General features: G+C 62.6%; 16 protein-coding genes. 1 reads left to right on the forward strand and 15 read right to left on the reverse strand.

The genetic code is table 11. From position 1 onward, the window contains the following. Window positions 1–332: 332 nt before the first annotated feature. From AC07FD_RS25970 to AC07FD_RS25995, 6 genes are all read right to left on the reverse strand, one after another. The gene (locus AC07FD_RS25970) at window positions 333–632 is read right to left on the reverse strand and encodes a hypothetical protein (protein WP_478352148.1); all 300 of its coding nucleotides are present in this window, start codon (window positions 630–632) and stop codon (window positions 333–335) included. 26 nt (window positions 633–658) lie between these two features. Next, window positions 659–2806 carry a beta-galactosidase gene (locus AC07FD_RS25975; RefSeq protein WP_478352149.1) on the reverse strand — a complete coding sequence of 716 codons (2148 nt, stop codon included), beginning with the start codon at window positions 2804–2806 and terminating at the stop codon, window positions 659–661. A gap of 27 nt (window positions 2807–2833) precedes the next feature. Further along, window positions 2834–3979: an ABC transporter ATP-binding protein gene (locus AC07FD_RS25980; RefSeq protein WP_478352150.1), complete on the reverse strand. Its 1146-nt coding sequence runs from the start codon at window positions 3977–3979 to the stop codon at window positions 2834–2836. Between the two features lie 49 nt (window positions 3980–4028). After that, a complete protein-coding gene (locus tag AC07FD_RS25985; RefSeq protein WP_478352151.1) occupies window positions 4029–4880 on the reverse strand; it encodes a carbohydrate ABC transporter permease in 852 nt (283 codons plus the stop codon). After that, on the reverse strand, window positions 4880–5764 hold the full coding sequence (locus tag AC07FD_RS25990; protein WP_478352152.1) for a carbohydrate ABC transporter permease: 885 nt from the start codon (window positions 5762–5764) through the stop codon (window positions 4880–4882). Before AC07FD_RS25990 ends, AC07FD_RS25985 begins: the two co-directional genes overlap by 1 nt. A gap of 82 nt (window positions 5765–5846) precedes the next feature. Next, a complete protein-coding gene (locus AC07FD_RS25995) occupies window positions 5847–7118 on the reverse strand; it encodes an ABC transporter substrate-binding protein (RefSeq protein ID WP_478352153.1) in 1272 nt (423 codons plus the stop codon). A gap of 114 nt (window positions 7119–7232) precedes the next feature. Here AC07FD_RS25995 and AC07FD_RS26000 point away from each other — a divergent pair, with 114 nt between their 5' ends. Continuing rightward, window positions 7233–8411 (forward strand): ROK family protein, encoded by a 1179-nt coding sequence (locus AC07FD_RS26000; protein ID WP_478352154.1) that lies wholly within the window; start codon window positions 7233–7235, stop codon window positions 8409–8411. A gap of 225 nt (window positions 8412–8636) precedes the next feature. Here the strand turns inward: AC07FD_RS26000 and AC07FD_RS26005 are convergent, their stop codons facing one another. The 9 genes from AC07FD_RS26005 to AC07FD_RS26045 all read right to left on the reverse strand — a co-directional run bounded on the left by AC07FD_RS26005 (window position 8637) and on the right by AC07FD_RS26045 (window position 19797). Then, window positions 8637–9524, reverse strand: a complete 888-nt coding sequence (locus tag AC07FD_RS26005; RefSeq protein WP_478352155.1) for an HdeD family acid-resistance protein — start codon at window positions 9522–9524, stop codon at window positions 8637–8639. A 40-nt stretch (window positions 9525–9564) separates the two neighbouring features. After that, window positions 9565–9795 (reverse strand): hypothetical protein, encoded by a 231-nt coding sequence (locus AC07FD_RS26010; RefSeq protein WP_478352156.1) that lies wholly within the window; start codon window positions 9793–9795, stop codon window positions 9565–9567. A gap of 263 nt (window positions 9796–10058) precedes the next feature. Continuing rightward, a complete protein-coding gene (locus tag AC07FD_RS26015) occupies window positions 10059–10871 on the reverse strand; it encodes an NAD-dependent epimerase/dehydratase family protein (protein WP_478352157.1) in 813 nt (270 codons plus the stop codon). 3 nt (window positions 10872–10874) lie between these two features. Further along, on the reverse strand, window positions 10875–12077 hold the full coding sequence (locus tag AC07FD_RS26020) for a pyridoxal phosphate-dependent aminotransferase (protein WP_478352158.1): 1203 nt from the start codon (window positions 12075–12077) through the stop codon (window positions 10875–10877). Further along, a complete protein-coding gene (locus AC07FD_RS26025) occupies window positions 12074–13693 on the reverse strand; it encodes a hydantoinase B/oxoprolinase family protein (protein ID WP_478352159.1) in 1620 nt (539 codons plus the stop codon). Before AC07FD_RS26025 ends, AC07FD_RS26020 begins: the two co-directional genes overlap by 4 nt. Next, the gene (locus AC07FD_RS26030) at window positions 13690–15786 is read right to left on the reverse strand and encodes a hydantoinase/oxoprolinase family protein (RefSeq protein WP_478352160.1); all 2097 of its coding nucleotides are present in this window, start codon (window positions 15784–15786) and stop codon (window positions 13690–13692) included. The genes AC07FD_RS26025 and AC07FD_RS26030 overlap by 4 nt, the downstream gene beginning before the upstream one ends. Next, entirely contained in the window at window positions 15783–17453 is a 1671-nt protein-coding gene (locus AC07FD_RS26035) for a thiamine pyrophosphate-binding protein (protein WP_478352161.1), read from the reverse strand. Before AC07FD_RS26035 ends, AC07FD_RS26030 begins: the two co-directional genes overlap by 4 nt. Window positions 17454–17568: 115 nt before the next feature. After that, a complete protein-coding gene (locus tag AC07FD_RS26040) occupies window positions 17569–18975 on the reverse strand; it encodes an FAD-binding oxidoreductase (RefSeq protein WP_478352162.1) in 1407 nt (468 codons plus the stop codon). 57 nt (window positions 18976–19032) lie between these two features. Continuing rightward, a complete protein-coding gene (locus tag AC07FD_RS26045) occupies window positions 19033–19797 on the reverse strand; it encodes an amino acid ABC transporter ATP-binding protein (protein WP_478352163.1) in 765 nt (254 codons plus the stop codon). Between the last annotated feature and the right edge of the window lie 7 nt (window positions 19798–19804).

The raw sequence follows: 19804 nt of genomic DNA on the forward strand, positions 1-19804 counted from the left end.
GACGATCGAGGCTGAGCGTCTAGCGAGAGATGCCAAGACGGCGCGACTGCGCGAGCAGCGCCTTTCTGTGGAAGCATCTATCGAAAAGACGGCTCCGGTCAAACGTCGTCAACCGGCAGCCAAGAAGCCAAGTCGGATTATCGAGGTCGACTAGCGCGCGTGGGACCGAACGCTAAGCACGCACGCATTGCTCCAGGATTTTCGAGAGGAAGATTGAAGGCTATATCAGCCGGATGGCAAAGGGCTGGACGTTTCAATCGCTGATCGACGCGAAGATGACGGTGACGGCGTTTTGCCATTACGCGCCTTGCAACCATAGCCAGTCGCTCGACCTAGTGAAGCTCCGCGATCGGTTCGGACCGGATGCGCCGGCAATGGCAGATGACCTCGTTCGAAAACTGAAACGCGCGTGTCCACCACCACCTGTTCGAGGCCAACGAATACGCGCCGGCCTGAGCGGGATGTGCAAACGGGATGGTTTGAAACCATTCGAGCGCACAACGGAGACTATTGTGCAGAACCGTCACGACAATCTGGATGTGTGTCGCAAATTTCGGCAAGTTGGGTGAAAAGTGGACAACCCAGCGATGGATCGTCGAATGGTCGATGCTGATGCCGAACAGGCGGACCAAGGCGATTTTCGATCCTACGAAGTCCTCTACTCTCGAGGTAGCAAAATGACCGCGGAGCCGTAGGCTTCGAGTTGCATAGCGCCTGCGATGGGATCGCCAGTTAGCAGGTCGATGCCCGGCGGAACGTTTAGTACCGTGACGGGAAGCTCCCGCGTGTTCTGAACGAACATCAGCTGGCGGTCGTCGGCCTCGCGGATCGACACCTCCACTCCGGCGGGCAGTTCGGGAAGCAAAGGTACCACGCCCGCCTTGGCCAGCACGACATCGGCGATCGTTTCGGCAAATTCCGGCGTCAGATAGGTGCCGAGATAGACGACGCGACCCTGGCCGAGCTGGCGGGAGGTGATCGCCGGCTGCCCGGCGCAAAACCGGTTCGACCAGACGCCCAGCACCTCGGTGTCCGGTGCGACCTCGAGCAGCTCATAGAGATGTGCGGCCTCGAACTGCCTGTTGCCAAGGGTGAATTGATATTTCCGCTCCGCCGACGAGGACGGCAGCGGCGATGGCGGCACATAGGCGCCCATGGCGGCCTGCCGGAACAACGGAAAGAGGCCATTGCCGCCCTCGGGAACGACGCGCCCGAACTCGGTGACCCTGACGCCGCTCAACGCAGCCAGAGCATTGCCGGGCGCCTGCTCGCGAATGATGTGGTTGTTCTCATCCCTTGTTCCGCTCATCGCCGACAGGATCAACGTGCCACCGTTCCGAACGAAGGCTTCGACGGCGTCGTTCCATTGATCCTTCCACATCACCCAGTGCGGAACGTAGAGCGCCTTGAGCCTGGAGAGATCGTCCTCCGGATGGATGAAGCCGCAGGCGATGCCGGCGCGGTAGCAGTGGCGATGCAGCAGCGTGGCATCCTCGAGTGGGCTCGGCAGGCCGATTGCATAAGTCCTGTGGGCTTCCTGGTTGTCGAAGTCGGCGCCGGCGATGCCGAGATCCATGCGCACGACCGTGCCAAGGATCTGGTCCTTAATGGCAGTGATCTCGCGGAAAAAGCGGCTCGCCTCGTCGTAGCGGCGGCGCGGTACATCGTCGTGATCGATGACGCCCATCCAGTAGATCTCGGCGCCGAAATGCGCCGGACGCCAGCGGAAGAACATGATGCCGTCGGCGCCGCGCGCCACCGACGTCATGGCCATGCGGCGCATTTCGCCGGGTTCCGGCGTCATCGTCGAAAACCCAGGCTGGCTGCCGAAACCCGAGGCCTGCTCCGGTACGATGAAGTTGCCGGAGTAAGCGCGGCAGACGTCGAGATGCAGGGCCTGCGTCGCGGCATGACCGCCGGTGCGGCGCATCTCGTCATAGAGCATCGGATAGATGTCGAAACCGATGAAATCGAGGTCCTGTCCAAACTGACCGCGGAAGTCGATGTCGGCGAGCTGGCCGAGATTGTGAAAGATGAACCAGTCCTGATTGGTGGAACGCAGGATCTCGACCTGGTCGTGTTGAAAAGCTGCCGTCGCCGCAGCCAGGAAGCGATGGTAGTCCTGCACATGTCCGGGGCTCGGATATGACGGCATCAGTGGGCGTGGCAGTTCGATCTGGAAAAAATCATCGTAGGCCGTCGCCCAGAAGTTTCCGCCCCAGGCAAAGTTCAGCGCATCGATCGTGGCGTAGCTGTGTTGCAGGTATTTCTGGAACTCCAGCCGCGTCGACGGCGCAAACGACTCCGACACGGTGGTGTTGAGCTCATTGTCGGTCTGCCAGCCAATGACACGCGGATTGTCTCGGTAATGCTCGGCCATGGCGCGGGTGATGCGGCGGCTGTGGGCACGGAACACGGGGCTCGTGGTATCGGCATGCTGACGGGACCCGTGGCACGACGGCCGGCCGTTGATGTCGACGCGCAGCACCTCGGGATAATTGGTTGTCAGCCAGCGGGGAGGGGTCGCGGTCGGCGTGCACATGATCGTGTCGATCCCAGCTTCGCCGAGAGCATCGATCGCGCGGTCGAACAGGCCGAAGTCGAACTTGCCTTCACGGGGCTCGAAAATATGCCAGGCGAACTCGCCCATCCGTACCGTGTTGACGGCGGCGGCGGCCATACGCTCGGCGTCGCGCCGCCAGCAGCTTTCATCGACATGTTCGGGATAGTGCGGCGCCCCGAGCAGAAAGCGGTCGAGGCTGAGCGGTCGCCATACGGACAGCGGGGCGGGCGTCTTGCGTTGCATGCTGATAAAACTCTCGGATTGAAGGGATCAGGTCGAGGCGACAGGTTTTCGTGGCGTCAGCGTGCGGCCGTCGGGTCCGAAGAGGTAGGCGTCGCCGATGTCGAAGCCGATCTTCAATTCGGCCCCGACATTGACCGGAGAAACCTTGTTGAGTTGCAGCGTGAAATTACCGGTGCCGCTGTCCGAATTGGTCGTCTGCAGAGGAGCGGCGTCGAGATACAGAACCGTTTCCCGTCCCAGATGCTCGACCAGCCGCACCTGGCCGGGGAAGGACGCCATGCCGGCGCCTGCCTGTTCGACGACACGCAGAATTTCCGGCCGGATGCCGATGGTCACGGCGCCGCCGGCGGCAAGGCCGGTCACATCGATGCCATCCATGGTCAGTGCCGGCATGCCAGCGGCCGCCAAGGTGACGCCGGCCGTGCCGATGGTTTCCACCTTCGCTTCGATGAAGTTCATGCGCGGCGCGCCGAGGAAGCCGGCGACGAAGAGGTTTGCAGGATTGGCATAGAGTTCGAGCGGGGAGCCGACCTGCTCGATCTGCCCCTTGTTCAGGACCACGATCCGGTCCGCCATGGTCATCGCCTCGACCTGGTCATGGGTGACGTAGATCATGGTGGAGCCGAGCTGGGCGTGAAGGCTCGACAGTTCCACCCGCATCTGGGTGCGCAATGCGGCGTCGAGGTTCGACAGCGGTTCGTCGAACAGGAACACCTCGGGCGAGCGGGTGATGGCGCGGCCGATGGCGACGCGCTGGCGCTGGCCGCCCGAGAGTTGTTTCGGGCGCTTATCGAGCTGCTCTTCGAGGCGGAGGATCTGTGCGGCGCGCCTGACGGCGGCGTCGATCTCAGCCTTCGGCCGGTTGGCCATGCGCAAGCCGAAGCCCATGTTCTCGGCCACGGTCATATGCGGGTAGAGCGCATAGGACTGGAACACCATGGCGATGCCGCGGTCGCCAGGCCCTTCCCGGGTCACGTCGCGTCCGTTGATGACGATCTGGCCGGAATTGATGGTCTCAAGCCCGGCGATGGTCTTCAGCAAGGTGGACTTGCCGCAGCCCGAAGGCCCGACCATGACGACGAACTCGCCCTTTTCGATCTTCAGGTCGATCGTCTTCAGGGCGTGGTAGCCGGCATAGTGCTTGTCGACCTTGCGCAGTTCCACGCTGCTCATAGCGAGGCGCCTTTCCGTGTTTGCCGGATATGCCGGGGGGCTCGAGACATCATCCCTTGACCGCTCCCATGGTGAGGCCGGTGATGAAATGCTTCTGCATCATGAAGAACATGACGATCGGCGGCAGCGCGACGAAGATCGTGGCCGCCGAAACGATGTTCCAGGCAGAGGTCCACTCGCCGCGCAGATTGTTCAAGCCGGCGGTGACGGGTTTGACCGCGTCGCTCTGGGTCAGAACGATCGCCCAGAAATAGTCGTTCCAGACGAAGGTGAAGGTGAGGATGGCGAGTGCCGCCAGTGCGGGCTTCACCAGGGGAATCACGACGTGGCGCAAGATCTGGAGAGGTGATGCGCCCTCGGCGCGCGCCGCCTGGAACAATTCGCCGGGCAGGACCGCGATGAAGTTGCGCATGAACAGCGTCGCGAAGCCGGTCTGGAAGGCGATGTGGAACACGATCAGCGCGTAGACGGTGTCGTATAGGCCGAGCCTCACCATCAGGTCGCGCACCGGGATCATCATGATCTGCGCCGGCAGGAAATTGCCGCCGACAAACAGCGCAAAGACGAGATTGGACCCGCGGAACGGATAGCGGGAGAGCACGAAGCCGGTCAATGTCGACAGGATCAGGACACCGATGACCGAGGGGATGGTGATCAGCAGGCTGTTGAGGAAGAACCGCAGCATCGCGGTCTGCTCGAACACCGCGGTGTAGTTCTCGATTAGGCTGAATTTCTGTGGCCAACCCCAGTAGTTGCCGGCCATTAGCTCCTCATTCGAGCGGATCGACGTTAGCATGACGGCAAGCAGCGGCAACAGCCAGAGGATGACGACGAGCGTCACGCCGCCGACATAGAGCGCGCGTTTGATCTTGGCGTCTTCGGGAATCGGGCGCGGGTACATCAGGCGTTGCTCCGCTCGGCCTTGATGAGGCCGTGAAGGTACCAGGCGATGAAGGCGATCATGATGACGAAGAGAACCGTGGCGATCGCCGCGCCATAGCCGAAGCGGTAGGAAAAGATCGATTCCTCGTACATCTGGTAGGCGAGCACCGTTGAAGAGCCATAAGGGCCGCCGCTGGTCATCACCGCGATCATGTCGAAGGAGCGTAGCGCACCGATCACCGTCACCGCGATGGCGATGAAGCCAACCTGCGACAGTTGCGGCAGGATGACGTGGCGCAGCATGCGCCAGCCGCGCGCGCCATCGACGCGCCCGGCGCCGATCAGGTCGTCGTTGAGGTTGTTCAGTCCCGCCAGAAACAGCACCATGCAGAAGGCGATCTGCGGCCAGAGGCCGGCGCCGGCAACGGCAAAGGTGACGAAATTCTCGTCGGAGAGCAGCGCCGGCGCGGTGGCGCCGAACGTGCCGAAGATCAGTTGCAGCAAGCCATAGTTGGGGTCGTAAACCCAGCCGAAAACGACGCCGACGGTCACCGTCGCCAGCACCAGCGGGACGAAGAACAGCGACTTCAGGATGCGCATGCCGCGGATCTGCTGGTTGACGATCAGGGCGAGTGCGAGCCCGATCGGTGGCGCCAGCATGAACATCATGAGCCAGATGACATTGTTCTTGAGCGAGACGTAGAACTGCGGGTCGTCAGACAGTTCGACATAGTTGGCGAAGCCGACCCAGGTCTTAGCGCCGATGCCGTCCCAGTCATGCAGCGAAATCCAGATCGTCTCGACCGAGGCAGCGAGGATCACCGCGCTGAACAGGATGAGGCCCGGCAGCAGGAACAAGACCGGTGTCAACCAGTGACGATTGCGACGCCAGAAGCGGGGCATGGGAATTCATCCAACAGGAATTCATCGGAAAAGAGACGGGAGCCGCCTGGACATGGGCAGCGTCCCGTCAGGTCCGGGAGGACTAGCTGAAAATTCTCTTGCGCGTCTTTTCGAGCCGCTCGAGAATCTGGTCACGCCGTTCGGGCTTGACCATGAATTCCTGAAGCCCGGTCATGCCTTCCTGGGCCATGTCCGGATCGGTGTCGCGATCGTAATATTGCGATGTCCCGACCACTTTCTTCAGTTCCTCGACGGCGGCATTGACCAGCGGATCCTTGCTGGGCGGGCAGTCGTTGCGCGGCGGGATGGCTCCCTCGGCAGCGAGAAAAGCCGCCAGATTCTCCGGCTTGTAGAAATAGGCGAGGAAGTCACGTGCGCCTTGCTTGTTCTTGGCATTGGCGGGGATATGAATGGAGTTGACCGAGAAATCCTCGTACCGGGCGACACCGGGGACGATTTCGGGAAATGGCGCGTAGGCGAGCTGCGGCATGTCGGCGTCCGGAAAGGCGGATCGGACGAAGCCGCCGAGGTCCATCATTGCGGCCTTCTTCTGCGCCAACGCGGCGCCGGCCTGCTCCCAGCCGAAGGAACTGTGGTTCGGCGAAAAGAAACCCGCCTTGATCAGATCGTTCCATTTGTCGAAGACCGGCGTCAGCATCGGATCGGTATACTGGACCTTGCCCTCCATCAGGGCGATGTGCTTGTCGAGACCATTGATGCGCAGGTTCATATGGTCGAACCAGCCGCCCGCCGGCCAGAGTTCCTTGGTGCCCATGCTCATCGGGATCATGCTGGCGGATTTCGCGGCGTCGCCGAAGGCAAGAAAATCGCTCCAGGTCTTCGGCGCCGTCCAATTGTGTTCGGCAAAAACATCCTTGCGGTAGAACAGGCCCCAGAGAAGGCCGCCCATCGGCAAGCCATATTGCTTCTCGCCGACAGTGACCGCATTTGTCGTGGCGCCGAGCACGCTCTTGTAGTTCTCCTTGGCGAACAGATCAGAGATGTCGTCGAACAGCCCCTTGGTGACGAAGGCCTTCATGCGGTTGCCGGAAAACCAGAAGCAGATGTCGGGGGCGCCGACGACGAGGTAGCTGCGGATTGCCGTCTTGTGCGCCTCATGGTCCATGTTGTTGATGACGATCTTGGCGCCGGACTTCGCCTCATATTCGGTAGCGAGCCGTTGCAGAATCTCGCGCTGCCCGACATTGCTGAGATTGGAAATGATGGTGATTTCGCGCGACTGCGCCAGTGCCGGCAGGCAAAGCCCTCCAGCGGCGGAGGCGGCGAGAGCTGCACCCGTGCCCTTCAGGAAACGGCGCCGTGTCGTGGACAGGGCTGTAACGTCGATTGCCATGGCCTTTATCTCCTCCCTGAGAACAGCCGGATTCCAATTGAACCAAGGCACACGGTAGCGTATGCAGATGAAACAGGTCAATACTTAATTTACAAAATTAATAATGAGGCCGGAATGAAGCTCAAGGGTGACCAGCAGACGTCGCGGGCGATCAATCGGCGGCTGATCCTGAACCTGCTGCGACGGGAAGGGGCAATCAGCCGCGCCGAGATCGCTGCGGTCACGGGCCTGAGCCCGGCGGCGGTGACGTTCGTCGTCACCGACCTTTTGAATGAGAACATCCTGGTCGAGGGAGAAGCCAGTCTCGGGGCGCCGGGCCGGCGCCCCATCCCGATCGACATCAATTATGCGGGCCGTCTCGTCGTCGGGCTGAAGCTGATGGTCGGCGCCATCGATTGCGTGCTGACCGATCTTGCCACGACCCCGCTTGTCTCCAGGCGGGTGGCTGTGCCAGATCAGTCGCCGCAAAGCACGGCGCAAGCCTGTGCCTTGGCCGTCAAGCAATTGCTCGCGGATCGCGACGCACCATCAGGTGCGCAGCTCAGCGGCATCGGCATCGCGGTACCCGGGGTCATCGACAATGGCGTCTGCCGGCTCAGCCACCGGTTCAACTGGACCGACGTGCCGATCGCGGCCATGCTCGCCGAACTCGTCAACGTCCCGGTCTGGGCCGACGACGACACCAATGCCTTCGCGCTGGCGCAGCAATTGTTCGGCCTCGGCCGGCATCGCCGCACCGTCGGTGCGCTGGCTATCGGTGCCGGCATCAGCTGCGCGGTGGTGATCGACGGCTCCGTCCATCACGGCGCGAGCGGCGCGGCGGGCAAGATGGGCCACTCCATCTACGATCCGAACGGGCCGCTATGCGAGTGCGGCCGGCGCGGCTGCCTGCAGACCTTTTTCTCGGAGCCGGCCCTGGTCAAGCGGTGGAGAGAAGCAAAGGGCCTGTCAGCCGAGGTGAGCCGCCACGACATGCTCGACGCGGCCCAGGCCGGCGACCAGACAGCCGTGGATATGCTGCGCGAAGCGGGCGAAGGCATCGGCAGGTTTCTGGGTAGCTTCTGCAACATCATCGATCCGGAAGTGATCGTCGGCGGCGGTGAAGCCGTCAGCTTCGGTGACTATCTCTTCGAACCAATGCGCGAGGCGCTGCGGCGCCATGCCATGTGGGCGCCACCGCCGATCACGCCGGACTGGGCGGACGATTCCTGGGCACGGGGCGCCGCCGCTCTTGCAACACAGAGACTTTTCGATTTCGAAAGCAGGCCGGGAGAAATCGCCGGCGTGGTGTAGTCCAGAGAGTGTCTCGACCTTTTTGCACTATCAGCAGTGATCGTGCCGGCGACTGAACGCCGGTTCCGTGAAGCCCTGATCGATGAATACCAGCACACGTCTCTTGTCGCGATGAAGTGTCTGCAGATCAGTCGAAACTTCATTTCTTCACCGCGAGGTGGCGAAACTCATGGCTCCTCTATCATCGCCGACCAAGCACCCTTCGCCCTGTTTCTTCGTGATCGATCACCGACTGCTTGCCGTACACGCTTGGCGCGGCCGGTCGCGACGCCTTTCTCGTCGCAAGCAACACGTTCGAATCGTGTCGGGTGCGCCATCGTCTCGTTTCCAACGCTGGCAGCCGCGCTGAGCAGTCGCCGCGCCCACGCTAATCAGCTCTATCCCCAACAGCAGTCCAATCAGCCACACGGCCGTCAGGGGGATCCTGATCCACAGGATCAGAGAAAGAAGAATCCCAATCAGCCCACTCCCCGAGACCCAGCCCCAGTTGGGAAAGGGACGGATGGTGAGGGCGAAAACTACCTTCGAGATGCCCTCAATCATGAAGAAGACGATCAGCAGCAAGGTGATAGTTAGCAGGCCGTTTCCAGGATGGCGCAGAAAAAGGAGACCAATCATCACAGCAAGGATGACAGAGATGAGTTGCAACCAGAAATGAGGCACGTGGCCCGCACCGACTAGGCTTATGCCTTGCAGGGCTCCGCTGATGATCAGCAGCCACCCGAGCAGGACCACCACAGCAACCGACGAGATCATAGGAAAGATCACGGCTAAAATTCCGGCCGCGACCAGCAGCACGCCCTCTACCAGATACCAAAGTGAGTACCGCTTGACAGTCTGCCGCATTGCGTCGCGAAAGACCTCTGCGGCAGCATCCAACGAAATCGAGCTGGTACGCCTCCAAAATCCGTCTGTATCTACGATAGCCTCAAGCCGGTCCGCATGCGCCTTTGCGATTCTCAGGAGAGTTGCCGCCGTTTCTTGGGCTATCCATCCGCGGGCTTGTGACGCTGCGGCCAATTCCTCGAACGCGGGCTCTAAAGCGACCTCACAGTTGATTTCCCGGTCGGGGCTGTTCTCTTGCAGGATTGGCAGTTCAATCTTCTGGGACATGCACAGGAAGTGCATCGCGAGGGAAAGGTTCCGAAGCGCCTCACCAGTTGATCATGATTCTGAAAAAGGGGCCAGTGAGGCGCGCATTCTCAACGCTCGCGACGGCGGCGGGAGGACCATCCCGGCCAACATCTGGCACTACTAACATTGTGCCGGCCTTCCTGAAGCCGATGCCCGGATTGAGCCTTCTGAGCAACTGTTCGCTGATATGAAAGCGCTCCGCCAGCTTCTCCGTCGAGTTGCGATAGCCGAGCCTCGGTAGACGGGCCATCCTCTCCATGCGACCGGAATGCGCTTGGTGAAGGGCCCGCGCAGATCCTGGCGCGTCACCTCAGCACCGGGCTGGCGGAGGTTGCCACTAGCTTGTCCCAAGTCTCCTGAGAGAGCTTGCCATTGGACGGCAATCCGTTCGCGGCTTTGGGTTCGGACCAGGTATTGCTGGTATCAGCCTGAGTGATTTCGTGCATGCGAAGCGCGCTCTGTGACGCCAGTTGGTGTGGTTAAGCCACATGTTACTCTCGCTGTCGTAAAACGTTATACTGGCCTATCGTCCGGGTGGCCGAGCTCGCAGAACCAGCCGCCAAGATATTTCACGGATGGCCTGGTCGGGTCGGGTACGGGTGTTTTCGCTTCGACGGCGGCACGGAATGGCTCGGCACTGTCCTGCGGGATGAAGCCCAGATGGTTTGCGCCACTGTTGTCGACCATCTTCAGTTTGTTGTCGGAAATGCCGTAGGAGATCGTGTGGCCGACGCGCGGCGCGGTCAGCGCCGCCTCGACCAGTCGCACGCAATCGGCGAAGGAGAGATACGACCACAGCATGCGGCGGTCCGCCGGTTCGGGGAAGGACGAGAAAATGCGCAGGCACGCCGTCTCGATGCCGAACTTGTCCCAGTAGAGCCGGCTCAGACTCTCGACGAAGTTCTTCGACACGCCATAGAGGCTGTCCGGGCGCACAGGCGCGTCGACGCCGATATGCGCCTCGATCTCGTGATAGCCGATGGCATGCACTGAGGAGGCGTAGATGACGCGCTTCACACCGTGTTTCCTGGCGCCTTCATAGATGTGGTAGGAGCCGCGGATGCTGGAATCCAGAATCTTCTGCCATTCGCATTCCAGCGGCGCGCCGCCGAAATGCACGATCGCGTCGCAGTCCTTGGTGGCGGCGATTGTCGCCTCCATGTCGGCGAGGTCGAAGACCGCTTCTTCCTCGTGGGGAGCAAGCTGACCAAACGGTTCGCGCCCCGCCAGCCGGATCGTCTTGGCCAGCGGCACCAGGCCCTTTCGCAACTCCGAGCCGAGGCGGCCCGCGGCGCCGGTGATCAGGATGCGTTCATAATGCGGCATGGTCTACTCCACTTGCGCGACGGCGGCGTTGATGCGCGCAATCGCTTCGGTCAGCACGTCTTCGCCAGTCGCGGTCGAAATACGGAAATAGGGTGAAAGTCCAAAAGCAGCGCCTGGAACCGACGCCACGCGGCCTTCGTTGAGGAGATAATTCGCCACCGCCGTGTCGTCTTGCAGCACGACGCCCCCAGGGGTCTTGTGGCCGATCAGGCTGCCGCAACCGATATAGGCGTAGAAGGCGCCGTCGGGCGGTGACAGCGTCAGGCCATTGATGCGCCTGATGCCGTTGACGACGAGGTCGCGGCGCGCCTCGAAGGCTTGCCGGAAACGTGCCACCTCGTCTTGCGGGCCGCTGAGTGCGGCAACCGTCGCGGCCTGCGCGATCGAACAGACGGAGGTACAAGACTGACTCTGGATAGTCGCCATCGCCTTCGTCAGCGGCGCCGGCCCGGCCGCATAGCCGACCCGCCAGCCGGTCATCGCGTAGGACTTCGAGACGCCGTTGACGATCAGGGTACGATCCCGGAGTCCCGGGCAGGCCTTGCCGAAGGAAACGAATTCACGGCCATCGAAGAGGATGTGTTCGTAAATCTCGTCGGAGAGGACGAGAACCTGCGGATGCGTTGCCAATAGGGTTCCGAGCGCCACCAAATCCGACTCCGAGTAGACGGCGCCCGATGGATTGCCCGGCATGTTGAGGAACAGCCATTTCGTCCGTGGCGTGATGGCCTTTTCAAGCAGCTCCGGCGTCAGCCGGAATCCCGATGTCTCCGGACACTCGACGACGACTGGCGTGCCACCGAGCAGCTTCACCATTTCGGGATACGAGACGAAATAGGGTGCCGGCAGGATCACCTCGTCGCCAGTCTCTAGCGTCGCCATCAGCGCATTGAAGATGATCTGCTTGGCGCCATTGGCCACGACGATGTCTTCAGCCGTATAGTCGAGCCCGTTCTCACGCCGGAATTTTTGCGCCACCGCTTCGCGCACTTCCGCTGTGCCGGCGGCTCCTGTGTAAAGCGTCTGTCCCGTCTTGGCTGCGACATGGGCGGCATCGACGATGTGGCCAGGCGTCGGGAAATCCGGTTCGCCCAAGCCGAGATCGATTACGTCGACGCCCTTGGCGCGCAACGCCTTGGCGGCTTGCGACGCTGCCATCGAAGCCGAAGGTTTTACTGCCGACAGGCGGGAGGCGATGTAGCTCATTTGTCGTTCTCCGATATGTAGCCCTTGGAGTGGTCGTTGGCGCGGGCGTCGGCGCTGCGCTTCGACGGGTCGCCATAACCGCCGCCGCCGGGCAATTCGAGGATCAAGCGGCGTCCGGCCGGAACATGCTGCCAGCCCTTCGGTCGCATCATTGTGCCATCGTCAAGCTTGACCACACCGGCGACGCCGGCCTTGCCGCCATTGCGGCCGGCGGCGGGATGATTGACGCGGTCGAACATGGCGGAGAAGTCGAACTCGTGGCCGTCCGTTGCCGCGATCTCGAGGATCTGCCCAAGGCCGCCGCGGAACTCACCGTCGCCGCCGGAATCCGGGCGCAGTTCCTTGCGCCAGATGACGATTGGTCCCGTGTGCTCCGTTGCCTCGATCGGCATGGTATGAACGCCCGAGGGAAATGCGGTAGCCGACAATCCGTCGAGGCCAGGGCGCGCGCCCATGCCGCCGGAGTTGAACATCAGCACTTCGGCATTCCTGCCGGAGCCGCCGGGAACCGGCCGCGCCGAGATGTGGATGTTCCACAGCGCGCCGGCGCCCTGGGCGAGGATCTTTCCGGGCAGCGCCTGGGCGAGCGCACCGAGCACGAGGTCGGGCACCATGTGGCCGAAAATATGCCGCAGCGCTACCGGGGCAGGGCGCACGGCATTGAGGATGTTGACCGGCGACGACACGGTGAAGAAGGCCAGCGACGCGGCATTGTTGGGAATGTCAGGCGCCACGACGCATTTCAGCGCGTAGCAGGCATAGGCCTTGCTGTAGATGATCGGGCAGTTGATGCCCCACCGGCTCATCGGGTCTGTGCCTGTGAAATCGACTTCGATACCGGCATCGCGAACCGCGACGGTCGCGGCAAGCTTCACCGGTGCGTCATAGCCGTCGGTCATGAGCTCGTTTGACCAGCTTCCCTTCGGCAGGTTTGCGATGCGTTCGACCATGGCGTCGCGGGTGCGCGAGAAGATGAAGTCGCCAAGCCCGTCCAGCGAGGTCAGGCCGATCTCCTTCATCATGTCGACCAGACGCCGATGGCCGACTTCATTGCAGGCGGCCAGCGAATAGAAGTCGCCGACGACCTGATTGGGCTCACGCACATTGGCGCGCAGGATCCTGACCAGGTCGAGATTGACCTTGCCTTTTTCCGCGAACTTCATGATCGGCAGCTGGATGCCTTCCTCGAAGACCGACTTGGCGTCGGCGCCGAAGCCGCGCCCGCCGACGTCGACCACATGGGCCGTGCAGGCAAAGAATGCGACGAGTTCGCCATCGAGGAACGACGGCGACACCATGGTGATGTCGTGCAAATGGCCGGTGCCTTGCCAGGGATCGTTGGTGACGTAGGTGTCGCCCTCGAACATGTTGTCGCGCGGGATTTCGTTCATGAAATGCAGCACGGCCTCGGCCATCGTGTTGACATGGCCGGGCGTGCCGGTCACCGCTTGCGCCAGCATCTGGCCGCGCGGATCGAAGACGCCCGCAGACAGATCGCCGGATTCGCGCACAGAGGTCGAGAATGCGGTGCGCAGCAAGGTGAGGGCCTGCTCCTCGACCACCGAGATCAACCGGTTCCACATGACCTGCATGCGGATTTCCTTGATGTCGCTCATGCCTGGCTGCCTTTGCGGATCAGAAGGAGAGCGCCGTCGCTCTGGACGACGGCATCGAAACTTGTGGTGACTACAGTCGAGGTTTCGCGTTCGACGATGACGGCCGGCCCCGGCACATGATCGCCGGCGCAGAGCGCTGCCCGCTCGACGATGCCATAGATGCGGGATTCGCCGCTGGCCGGATCAAACACCGGGCGTTTCTTGGCCGGTTCTTTGGTCCGTTTTGCGGTCGTGAGTTCGTGCCTGACGGCGGCGGGCCGAATGTCGGTTGCCTTGACCGACCAGGTGACAACCTCGATCTCCAGTCCGCCGAGACCGTCGATGGCGCGGCCGAAGAAGCGCTGGTAGTTCGCCTGGAACAGGTCCTTCAGCGTGGTGACCGCATCATCGCCGAACGGCTCGTCCGGCAGCGGTACGGGGATTTCCCAACCCTGACCGGCGTAGCGCATGAAGGCGGTGATTTCGCAGACGATCTCGCCGCTGGCGCCGGCCCGCACGAAGCTCTCGGCACTGGCCTTGAGATCGCTGAGCAAGGCGTTGACCTCGGCCGGCTTGAACTGCGACAGGCGGGTGATCTTCGACGCCAGGGCCTCGTAGCCGAACGGCGCCTTGAGAAAGCCGATCGCCGATCCCACACCCGCGCCCTGGGGAACCAGGCATTGGTCGATGCCGAGCTTTTCGCAAAGCCGTGCGGCGTGCAGGGGAGCCGCGCCGCCGAAGGCGATCATCATGTTGTCTGAAATGTTCTTGCCGCTCTCGACGGCATGGACACGGGCGGCATTGGCCATGTTCTCGTCCACCACCTCGCAGATGCCGAATGCCGTCGACATCGCATCGAGCGACAGGCGCTCACCGACTTCGCACAGGATGGCCTGTTCGGATGCGGATGTGTCGAGTTTGATTGCGCCGCCGGCGAAATTGTCGGGATCGAGCTTGCCAAGCACGAGGTCGGCGTCGGTGATCGCCGGGCGTTTGCCGCCACGGCCATAACAGGCCGGGCCCGGCTCCGATCCGGCACTTTCGGGTCCGGTCTGGATGCGGCCCATGGCGTCGACCCAGGCGATGGAGCCACCGCCCGCGCCGATCTCGATCATCTCGATGACAGGGATAGAGATCGGCATGCCGGAGCCCTTGCTGAAGCGATAGGTGCGCGCCACTTCGAATGTCCTGGCGGTGCGTGGCGCAAAATCCTCGATGAGGCAGATCTTGGCTGTGGTGCCGCCCATGTCATAGGAGACGACTTTTTCCTGCCCAAAACGCCTGGCGATGTCGGCGGCGAAGATGGCGCCGCCGGCCGGCCCGGATTCGACCAGCCGCACGGGGAATTCCGAAGCGGTTTCCACCGAGATCAGGCCGCCGCCCGAATGGATCATGAAGACCGGGCACTCGGCGCCCATGTCCTTGAGGCGTATCTGCAGACGGGCGAGATAGTCAGCCATTTGCGGCCGCACATAGGCGTTGGCGCAGACCGTGTTGAAGCGCTCGAATTCCCGCATCTGCGGCGAGACTTCCGAGCTGATCGAAATCGGAACGGTCAGCTTGCGGGAGAGGATTTCGCGCGCCCGGCGTTCGTGTGCGGAATTGGCGTAGGAATGAATGAAGCCGATCGCCACCGAGCCGAAGCCGCCGGCGGCGATCCGTGCGGCAATGTCTTTGAGTGCTGCTTCGTCGAGCGGCTGCAGTTCTTGCCCCTCGGCGCCGATGCGGCCCTTGACCGTAAAACGGTCCTCGCGCGGAATCAGCGGCGTCGGCAGTTGCAGGTTCAAATCATACTGCTCGAAGCGGTTTTCCGTGCGCATCTCGATGACGTCGCGAAACCCTTCGGTCGTGATCAGTGCCGTCCTCGCGCCGCGGCGCTCGATGAGGGCGTTGGTCGCCAGCGTCGTGCCGTGGATGATGATGCCGATCTCGGCCGGCGATATCCCGGCATCGCGCGTGACGATGGCAATGCCGTCAAGAATCGCCTGTTCAGGCGCTGCATAATTGGTCAGCACCTTACTTGTGAACATCGTGCCATGCAGGTCGAGGGCGATGTCGGTGAAGGTGCCGCCAATGTCCGCGCCGAGACGAATGTCGTCAGTCCTTGGGGTCATGCGTTGGCCTTTTGGGAAGCGAGCGCGGCGTCGCGCATCTGGGAAAGGGTTTGGCGAGGCGTGAGCGCTTCGGCTGAGATGGCGATGTCGAGAACTGCACCGGTGGTGGATTTCTGCGCCCGGTCGAACGCCGCCGCAAAATCCTGCGTCGCCTCGACCCGTTCGGCGTGGAAGCCATAGGCCTTTGCCAAAGCCACGAAGTCCGGGTTCTTAAGCGAGGTTCCCGAGACGCGCGCCGGATAGTGGCGTTCCTGGTGCGCGCGGATGGTGCCGTAGATGCCGTTGTTGAGGATCAGCACGATCGGCTGCGCGCCCGCCTGCATGGCGGTTCCCAATTCCTGGCAATTCATCTGGAAATCGCCGTCGCCAGCAAAACAGACAACTGTGCGCTCGGGGAATGCGACCTTCGCGGCGATTGCCGCGGGCAAGCCGTAGCCCATCGCGCCGGACTGCGGGGCAAGCAGTCGCGCCCGTGGCCCGAACTTGAAGAACTTGTTCGGCCACACCGTGAAATTGCCGGCGCCGTTGGTGAGGATGACGTCCGCGGGCAGGTTTTCGCGCAGCCAGGCGCTGACCGCCACCATGTCCACCGGGCTGGGCTGGACGGGTGCCGCGAATGTCCCTTCGTAGCCCTTGCGCGCCGCCGCGCGCCACTCTGCCCAATCGCCCTTGACTGGTGTCAGCGTCGTGGCGAAGGCGTTCGGTCCCGCATGGATGCCGATGGCCGGCACATAGATCTTGCCGATCTCGCGGTCGGAGCCGTGGACGTGGATCAGCTTCTGGCGCGGCTGCGGCACCGACAAAAGCGTGTAGCCATCCGTGGTCATCTCGCCGAAGCGAACGTTGATAGCCAGGATCACGTCAGCATCGCGGATCAGGTTTTTGACATGCGCCACCATGCCGACTCCGGCCTCGCCGACGAAGGCCGGCGAATGGTTGTCGAACTGATCCTGATAGCGGAAGGCCGCCACCACGGGGATATCGGAGGTCTCGGCGAAGGCCTGCAGGGCGGCACGTCCCTCCGCCGTCCAGTTGGCGCCGCCCATGAGCAAGACCGGCCGCTTGGCCGCCGCCAGCAGCTTCTGCGCCGAAGCGATCGCATCCGCGGCCGGCGCCGGCTCGAAAATCGCTGCAGGTCCGCTGAGCGGAGCGGCCGCGGTCAAGGTGGTCAGCATGTCCTCCGGCAGCGCGACCACGACGGGGCCGGGCCGTCCGGTCGAGGCGGTGGTCCAGGCCCGCGCGACGATCTCGGGCAGGCGCGCAACGTCGTCGATCTCGACGGCCCATTTGGCGACGGTCCCGAACACCGCGCGGTAGTCGATCTCCTGGAAGGCCTCGCGCCCCTTCATGTCAGTGCCGACCTGACCGACGAACAGGATCATCGGTGAACTGTCCTGCATGGCCGTGTGGACGCCGATGCTGGCATTGGTGACGCCCGGGCCGCGCGTCACTAAGCAGATGCCGGGCGTGCCCGTCAGCTTGCCATAGGCCGAGGCCATGAACGCCGCGCCGCCTTCGTTGCGGCACAGCACATAGTCAAGCTTTCCCTGCGTGTCGTGCAGCGCGTCCAGCACGGCCAGATAGCTCTCGCCGGGCACGCCGAAGCTCTTGGTCGCGCCAAGGGCGATCAGGCACTCGACAAGAAGGTGACCGCCATTGCGGATCATGCTTGGACATCCTTACCCTGGCGGCAAGCGGACCGAGCCTGCCCTGCGGATTTATACGTGCACGCTGCCGGATCGAGGCGAAATCAAGAAATGCCGGCTATTCGAAAGTTTTTCTTTACTTGGCAGATCGCAGCAGAACGCCGGGGTTCATCACGCCCAGCGGATCAAACGCGCTCTTCAGCCGCGCCATGAGCTCCCGCTCCACAGAACCGCGATTGCGTTCTGCCAAGGCGATCTTGGCTCGGCCAAGCCCATGCTCAGCCGCGAAACTGCCGCCCATCCCGGTGGCGAGCGAGGACAGGGTCTCGGCAAACTGCCCGGCCTTGGCGTCAAAATCGGCACGGCCCTCCGGCGGCGACAGATTGTAGTGGATGTTGCCGTCACCGAGATGCCCGAACGGGTTGATCCGGACACGGGGAAGAATGTCGCCGCAGACCTTTGCTCCTACCTCGATGAAGCGGGCGATGGCGCCTGGCGGCACCGAGATGTCGTGCTTCAACTGCTCGCCTTCCAGACGCTGCCCTTCCGGCTGCTCTTCGCGCAACCGCCAGAACTGCGCCCGATGTGCCCCCGATGTCGCCAGCGCACCATCCAGGACTAGACCTTGCTCCATTCCCCATTCCAGTGCCGAATTGAGGATTTCGTCCAGGGGAACACGGGTCGAGCCGGAAGCCAGCTCGACGAGTAGATAGACGTCTCCCCTTGTCTCCAACTGATAGGCCAGATCGGGCAGGTGTTTGAGGGCGAGCTCCAGGCCGACATCGCTGAAGAATTCGAGGCCGGTCAGGAATTCGCTAGCCTCGCCGCGCAGGAAGGCACCGAACGAAACGGCGGCGGCGAAATCGGGCATGACTAAGAGGGCGCTCGCCTGCTGCCGAGGCCTGGGGTACAGCCGCAGGATTGCGCGCGTCACGACGCCGAGCGTGCCTTCCGCGCCGCAGAACAGCTTGCGCAGCTGGTAGCCGGCATTGTCCTTCTGCACCGCGCGCAGCCCGTCCCATATCGCGCCGTCCGGGGTCACGACTTCGAGGCCGAGCACGAGATCCTGCATCATGCCGTAGCGAAAGGCCTGGCTGCCGCCGGCGTTGGTGCCGATCAGGCCGCCGATCCTGGCGCTGCCTTCGGCACCAAGATGCATTGGAAACGTCAGGCCGTGCGGCTCCAGCGCCTCGTGCAGCGCGGCAAGCACGACGCCGGCCTCGACGGCGATCGATCCGCTGTCCAGATCCGGCTTCCCGATCGCCGCCATGCGCGAAAGCGAGACGATCACCGCGTTCGACTGTTCGGCCACCGCCCCGCCGCAAAGACCGGTGTTTCCGCCTTGCGGCACCACCATCAGGCCGGCCTCCCGGCATGCCTTGACGACAGCCGCTACCTCGGACGTGTTCGCGGGCCTAGCAACACCCAAAGGCGCGACACCATAACGATCGAGCCAATCGCGCTGGTAAGGCTCGGCGTCGCTGCCTGAAAGCCAGCCTTTCGGCCCGAGAATCTCGTGCAACGTGGTTGCGGGATCAGTCATTGAACACCTGAGGGGAATGCGGCTGGTTTCGGACCGTTGCATCTTCCCAATTGCCGTTCAATGACCCAGCACCTGCGACAGGAACTGCCGCGTGCGCTCGTTTTGCGAAGCGGTGAAGAATTCCTCAGGCGGCGCCTGCTCGACGATCTCGCCTGCATCCATGAAGATCACCCGGTCGGCGACCCTGCGCGCGAAACCCATCTCGTGGGTGACGCAAATCATCGTCATGCCCTCCGAGGCAAGCGTAACCATGACGTCCAGCACCTCGGAAATCATTTCGGGATCGAGCGCCGAGGTCGGCTCGTCGAACAGCATGATCTGCGGCTGCATGCAAAGCGCACGCGCGATCGCGACCCGCTGCTGCTGGCCTCCGGACAACTGGCCGGGAAACTTCATCGCCTGCTCGGGGATGCGGACCTTTTCGAGATAGCGTCGGGCGGTTGCTTCGGCCTCGGAGCGAGGCTGCTTGCGCACGAGCATCGGCGCAATCGTGCAGTTCTCCAGCACCGTCATGTGTGGAAACAGGTTGAAGTGCTGGAACACCATCCCGACCTCGCGCCTGATCCCGTCGATGTTGCCGACATCGTCGTTGAGTTCGGTGCCGAGGACGACGATGCGGCCGCCATTGTGCTGCTCCAGCCGGTTCATGCACCGGATCATGGTGGATTTGCCGGAGCCGGAGGGACCGCAAATGACGATCCTCTCTCCTCGCTCGACCGAGAGGTTTATGTTCCGCAGTGCGTGGAACGACCCATAGTATTTGTCGAGGTTCTCGATGCGGACCGCAGGCCCGCCAGACTCACCCGAACTAGCTGAGATCATTTGCGCC

It is taken from the genome of Mesorhizobium waitakense, from assembly GCF_056431085.1.

Coding starts and splice junctions, on each gene's coding strand:
- AC07FD_RS25975 (WP_478352149.1), bottom strand. CDS start 2,806: ATGCAACGCAAGACGCCCGCCCCGCTGTCCGTATGGCGACCGCTCAGC.
- AC07FD_RS25980 (WP_478352150.1), bottom strand. CDS start 3,979: ATGAGCAGCGTGGAACTGCGCAAGGTCGACAAGCACTATGCCGGCTAC.
- AC07FD_RS25985 (WP_478352151.1), bottom strand. CDS start 4,880: ATGTACCCGCGCCCGATTCCCGAAGACGCCAAGATCAAACGCGCGCTC.
- AC07FD_RS25990 (WP_478352152.1), bottom strand. CDS start 5,764: ATGCCCCGCTTCTGGCGTCGCAATCGTCACTGGTTGACACCGGTCTTG.
- AC07FD_RS25995 (WP_478352153.1), bottom strand. CDS start 7,118: ATGGCAATCGACGTTACAGCCCTGTCCACGACACGGCGCCGTTTCCTG.
- AC07FD_RS26000 (WP_478352154.1), top strand. CDS start 7,233: ATGAAGCTCAAGGGTGACCAGCAGACGTCGCGGGCGATCAATCGGCGG.
- AC07FD_RS26005 (WP_478352155.1), bottom strand. CDS start 9,524: ATGTCCCAGAAGATTGAACTGCCAATCCTGCAAGAGAACAGCCCCGAC.
- AC07FD_RS26010 (WP_478352156.1), bottom strand. CDS start 9,795: ATGGCCCGTCTACCGAGGCTCGGCTATCGCAACTCGACGGAGAAGCTG.
- AC07FD_RS26015 (WP_478352157.1), bottom strand. CDS start 10,871: ATGCCGCATTATGAACGCATCCTGATCACCGGCGCCGCGGGCCGCCTC.
- AC07FD_RS26020 (WP_478352158.1), bottom strand. CDS start 12,077: ATGAGCTACATCGCCTCCCGCCTGTCGGCAGTAAAACCTTCGGCTTCG.
- AC07FD_RS26025 (WP_478352159.1), bottom strand. CDS start 13,693: ATGAGCGACATCAAGGAAATCCGCATGCAGGTCATGTGGAACCGGTTG.
- AC07FD_RS26030 (WP_478352160.1), bottom strand. CDS start 15,786: ATGACCCCAAGGACTGACGACATTCGTCTCGGCGCGGACATTGGCGGC.
- AC07FD_RS26035 (WP_478352161.1), bottom strand. CDS start 17,453: ATGATCCGCAATGGCGGTCACCTTCTTGTCGAGTGCCTGATCGCCCTT.
- AC07FD_RS26040 (WP_478352162.1), bottom strand. CDS start 18,975: ATGACTGATCCCGCAACCACGTTGCACGAGATTCTCGGGCCGAAAGGC.
- AC07FD_RS26045 (WP_478352163.1), bottom strand. CDS start 19,797: ATGATCTCAGCTAGTTCGGGTGAGTCTGGCGGGCCTGCGGTCCGCATC.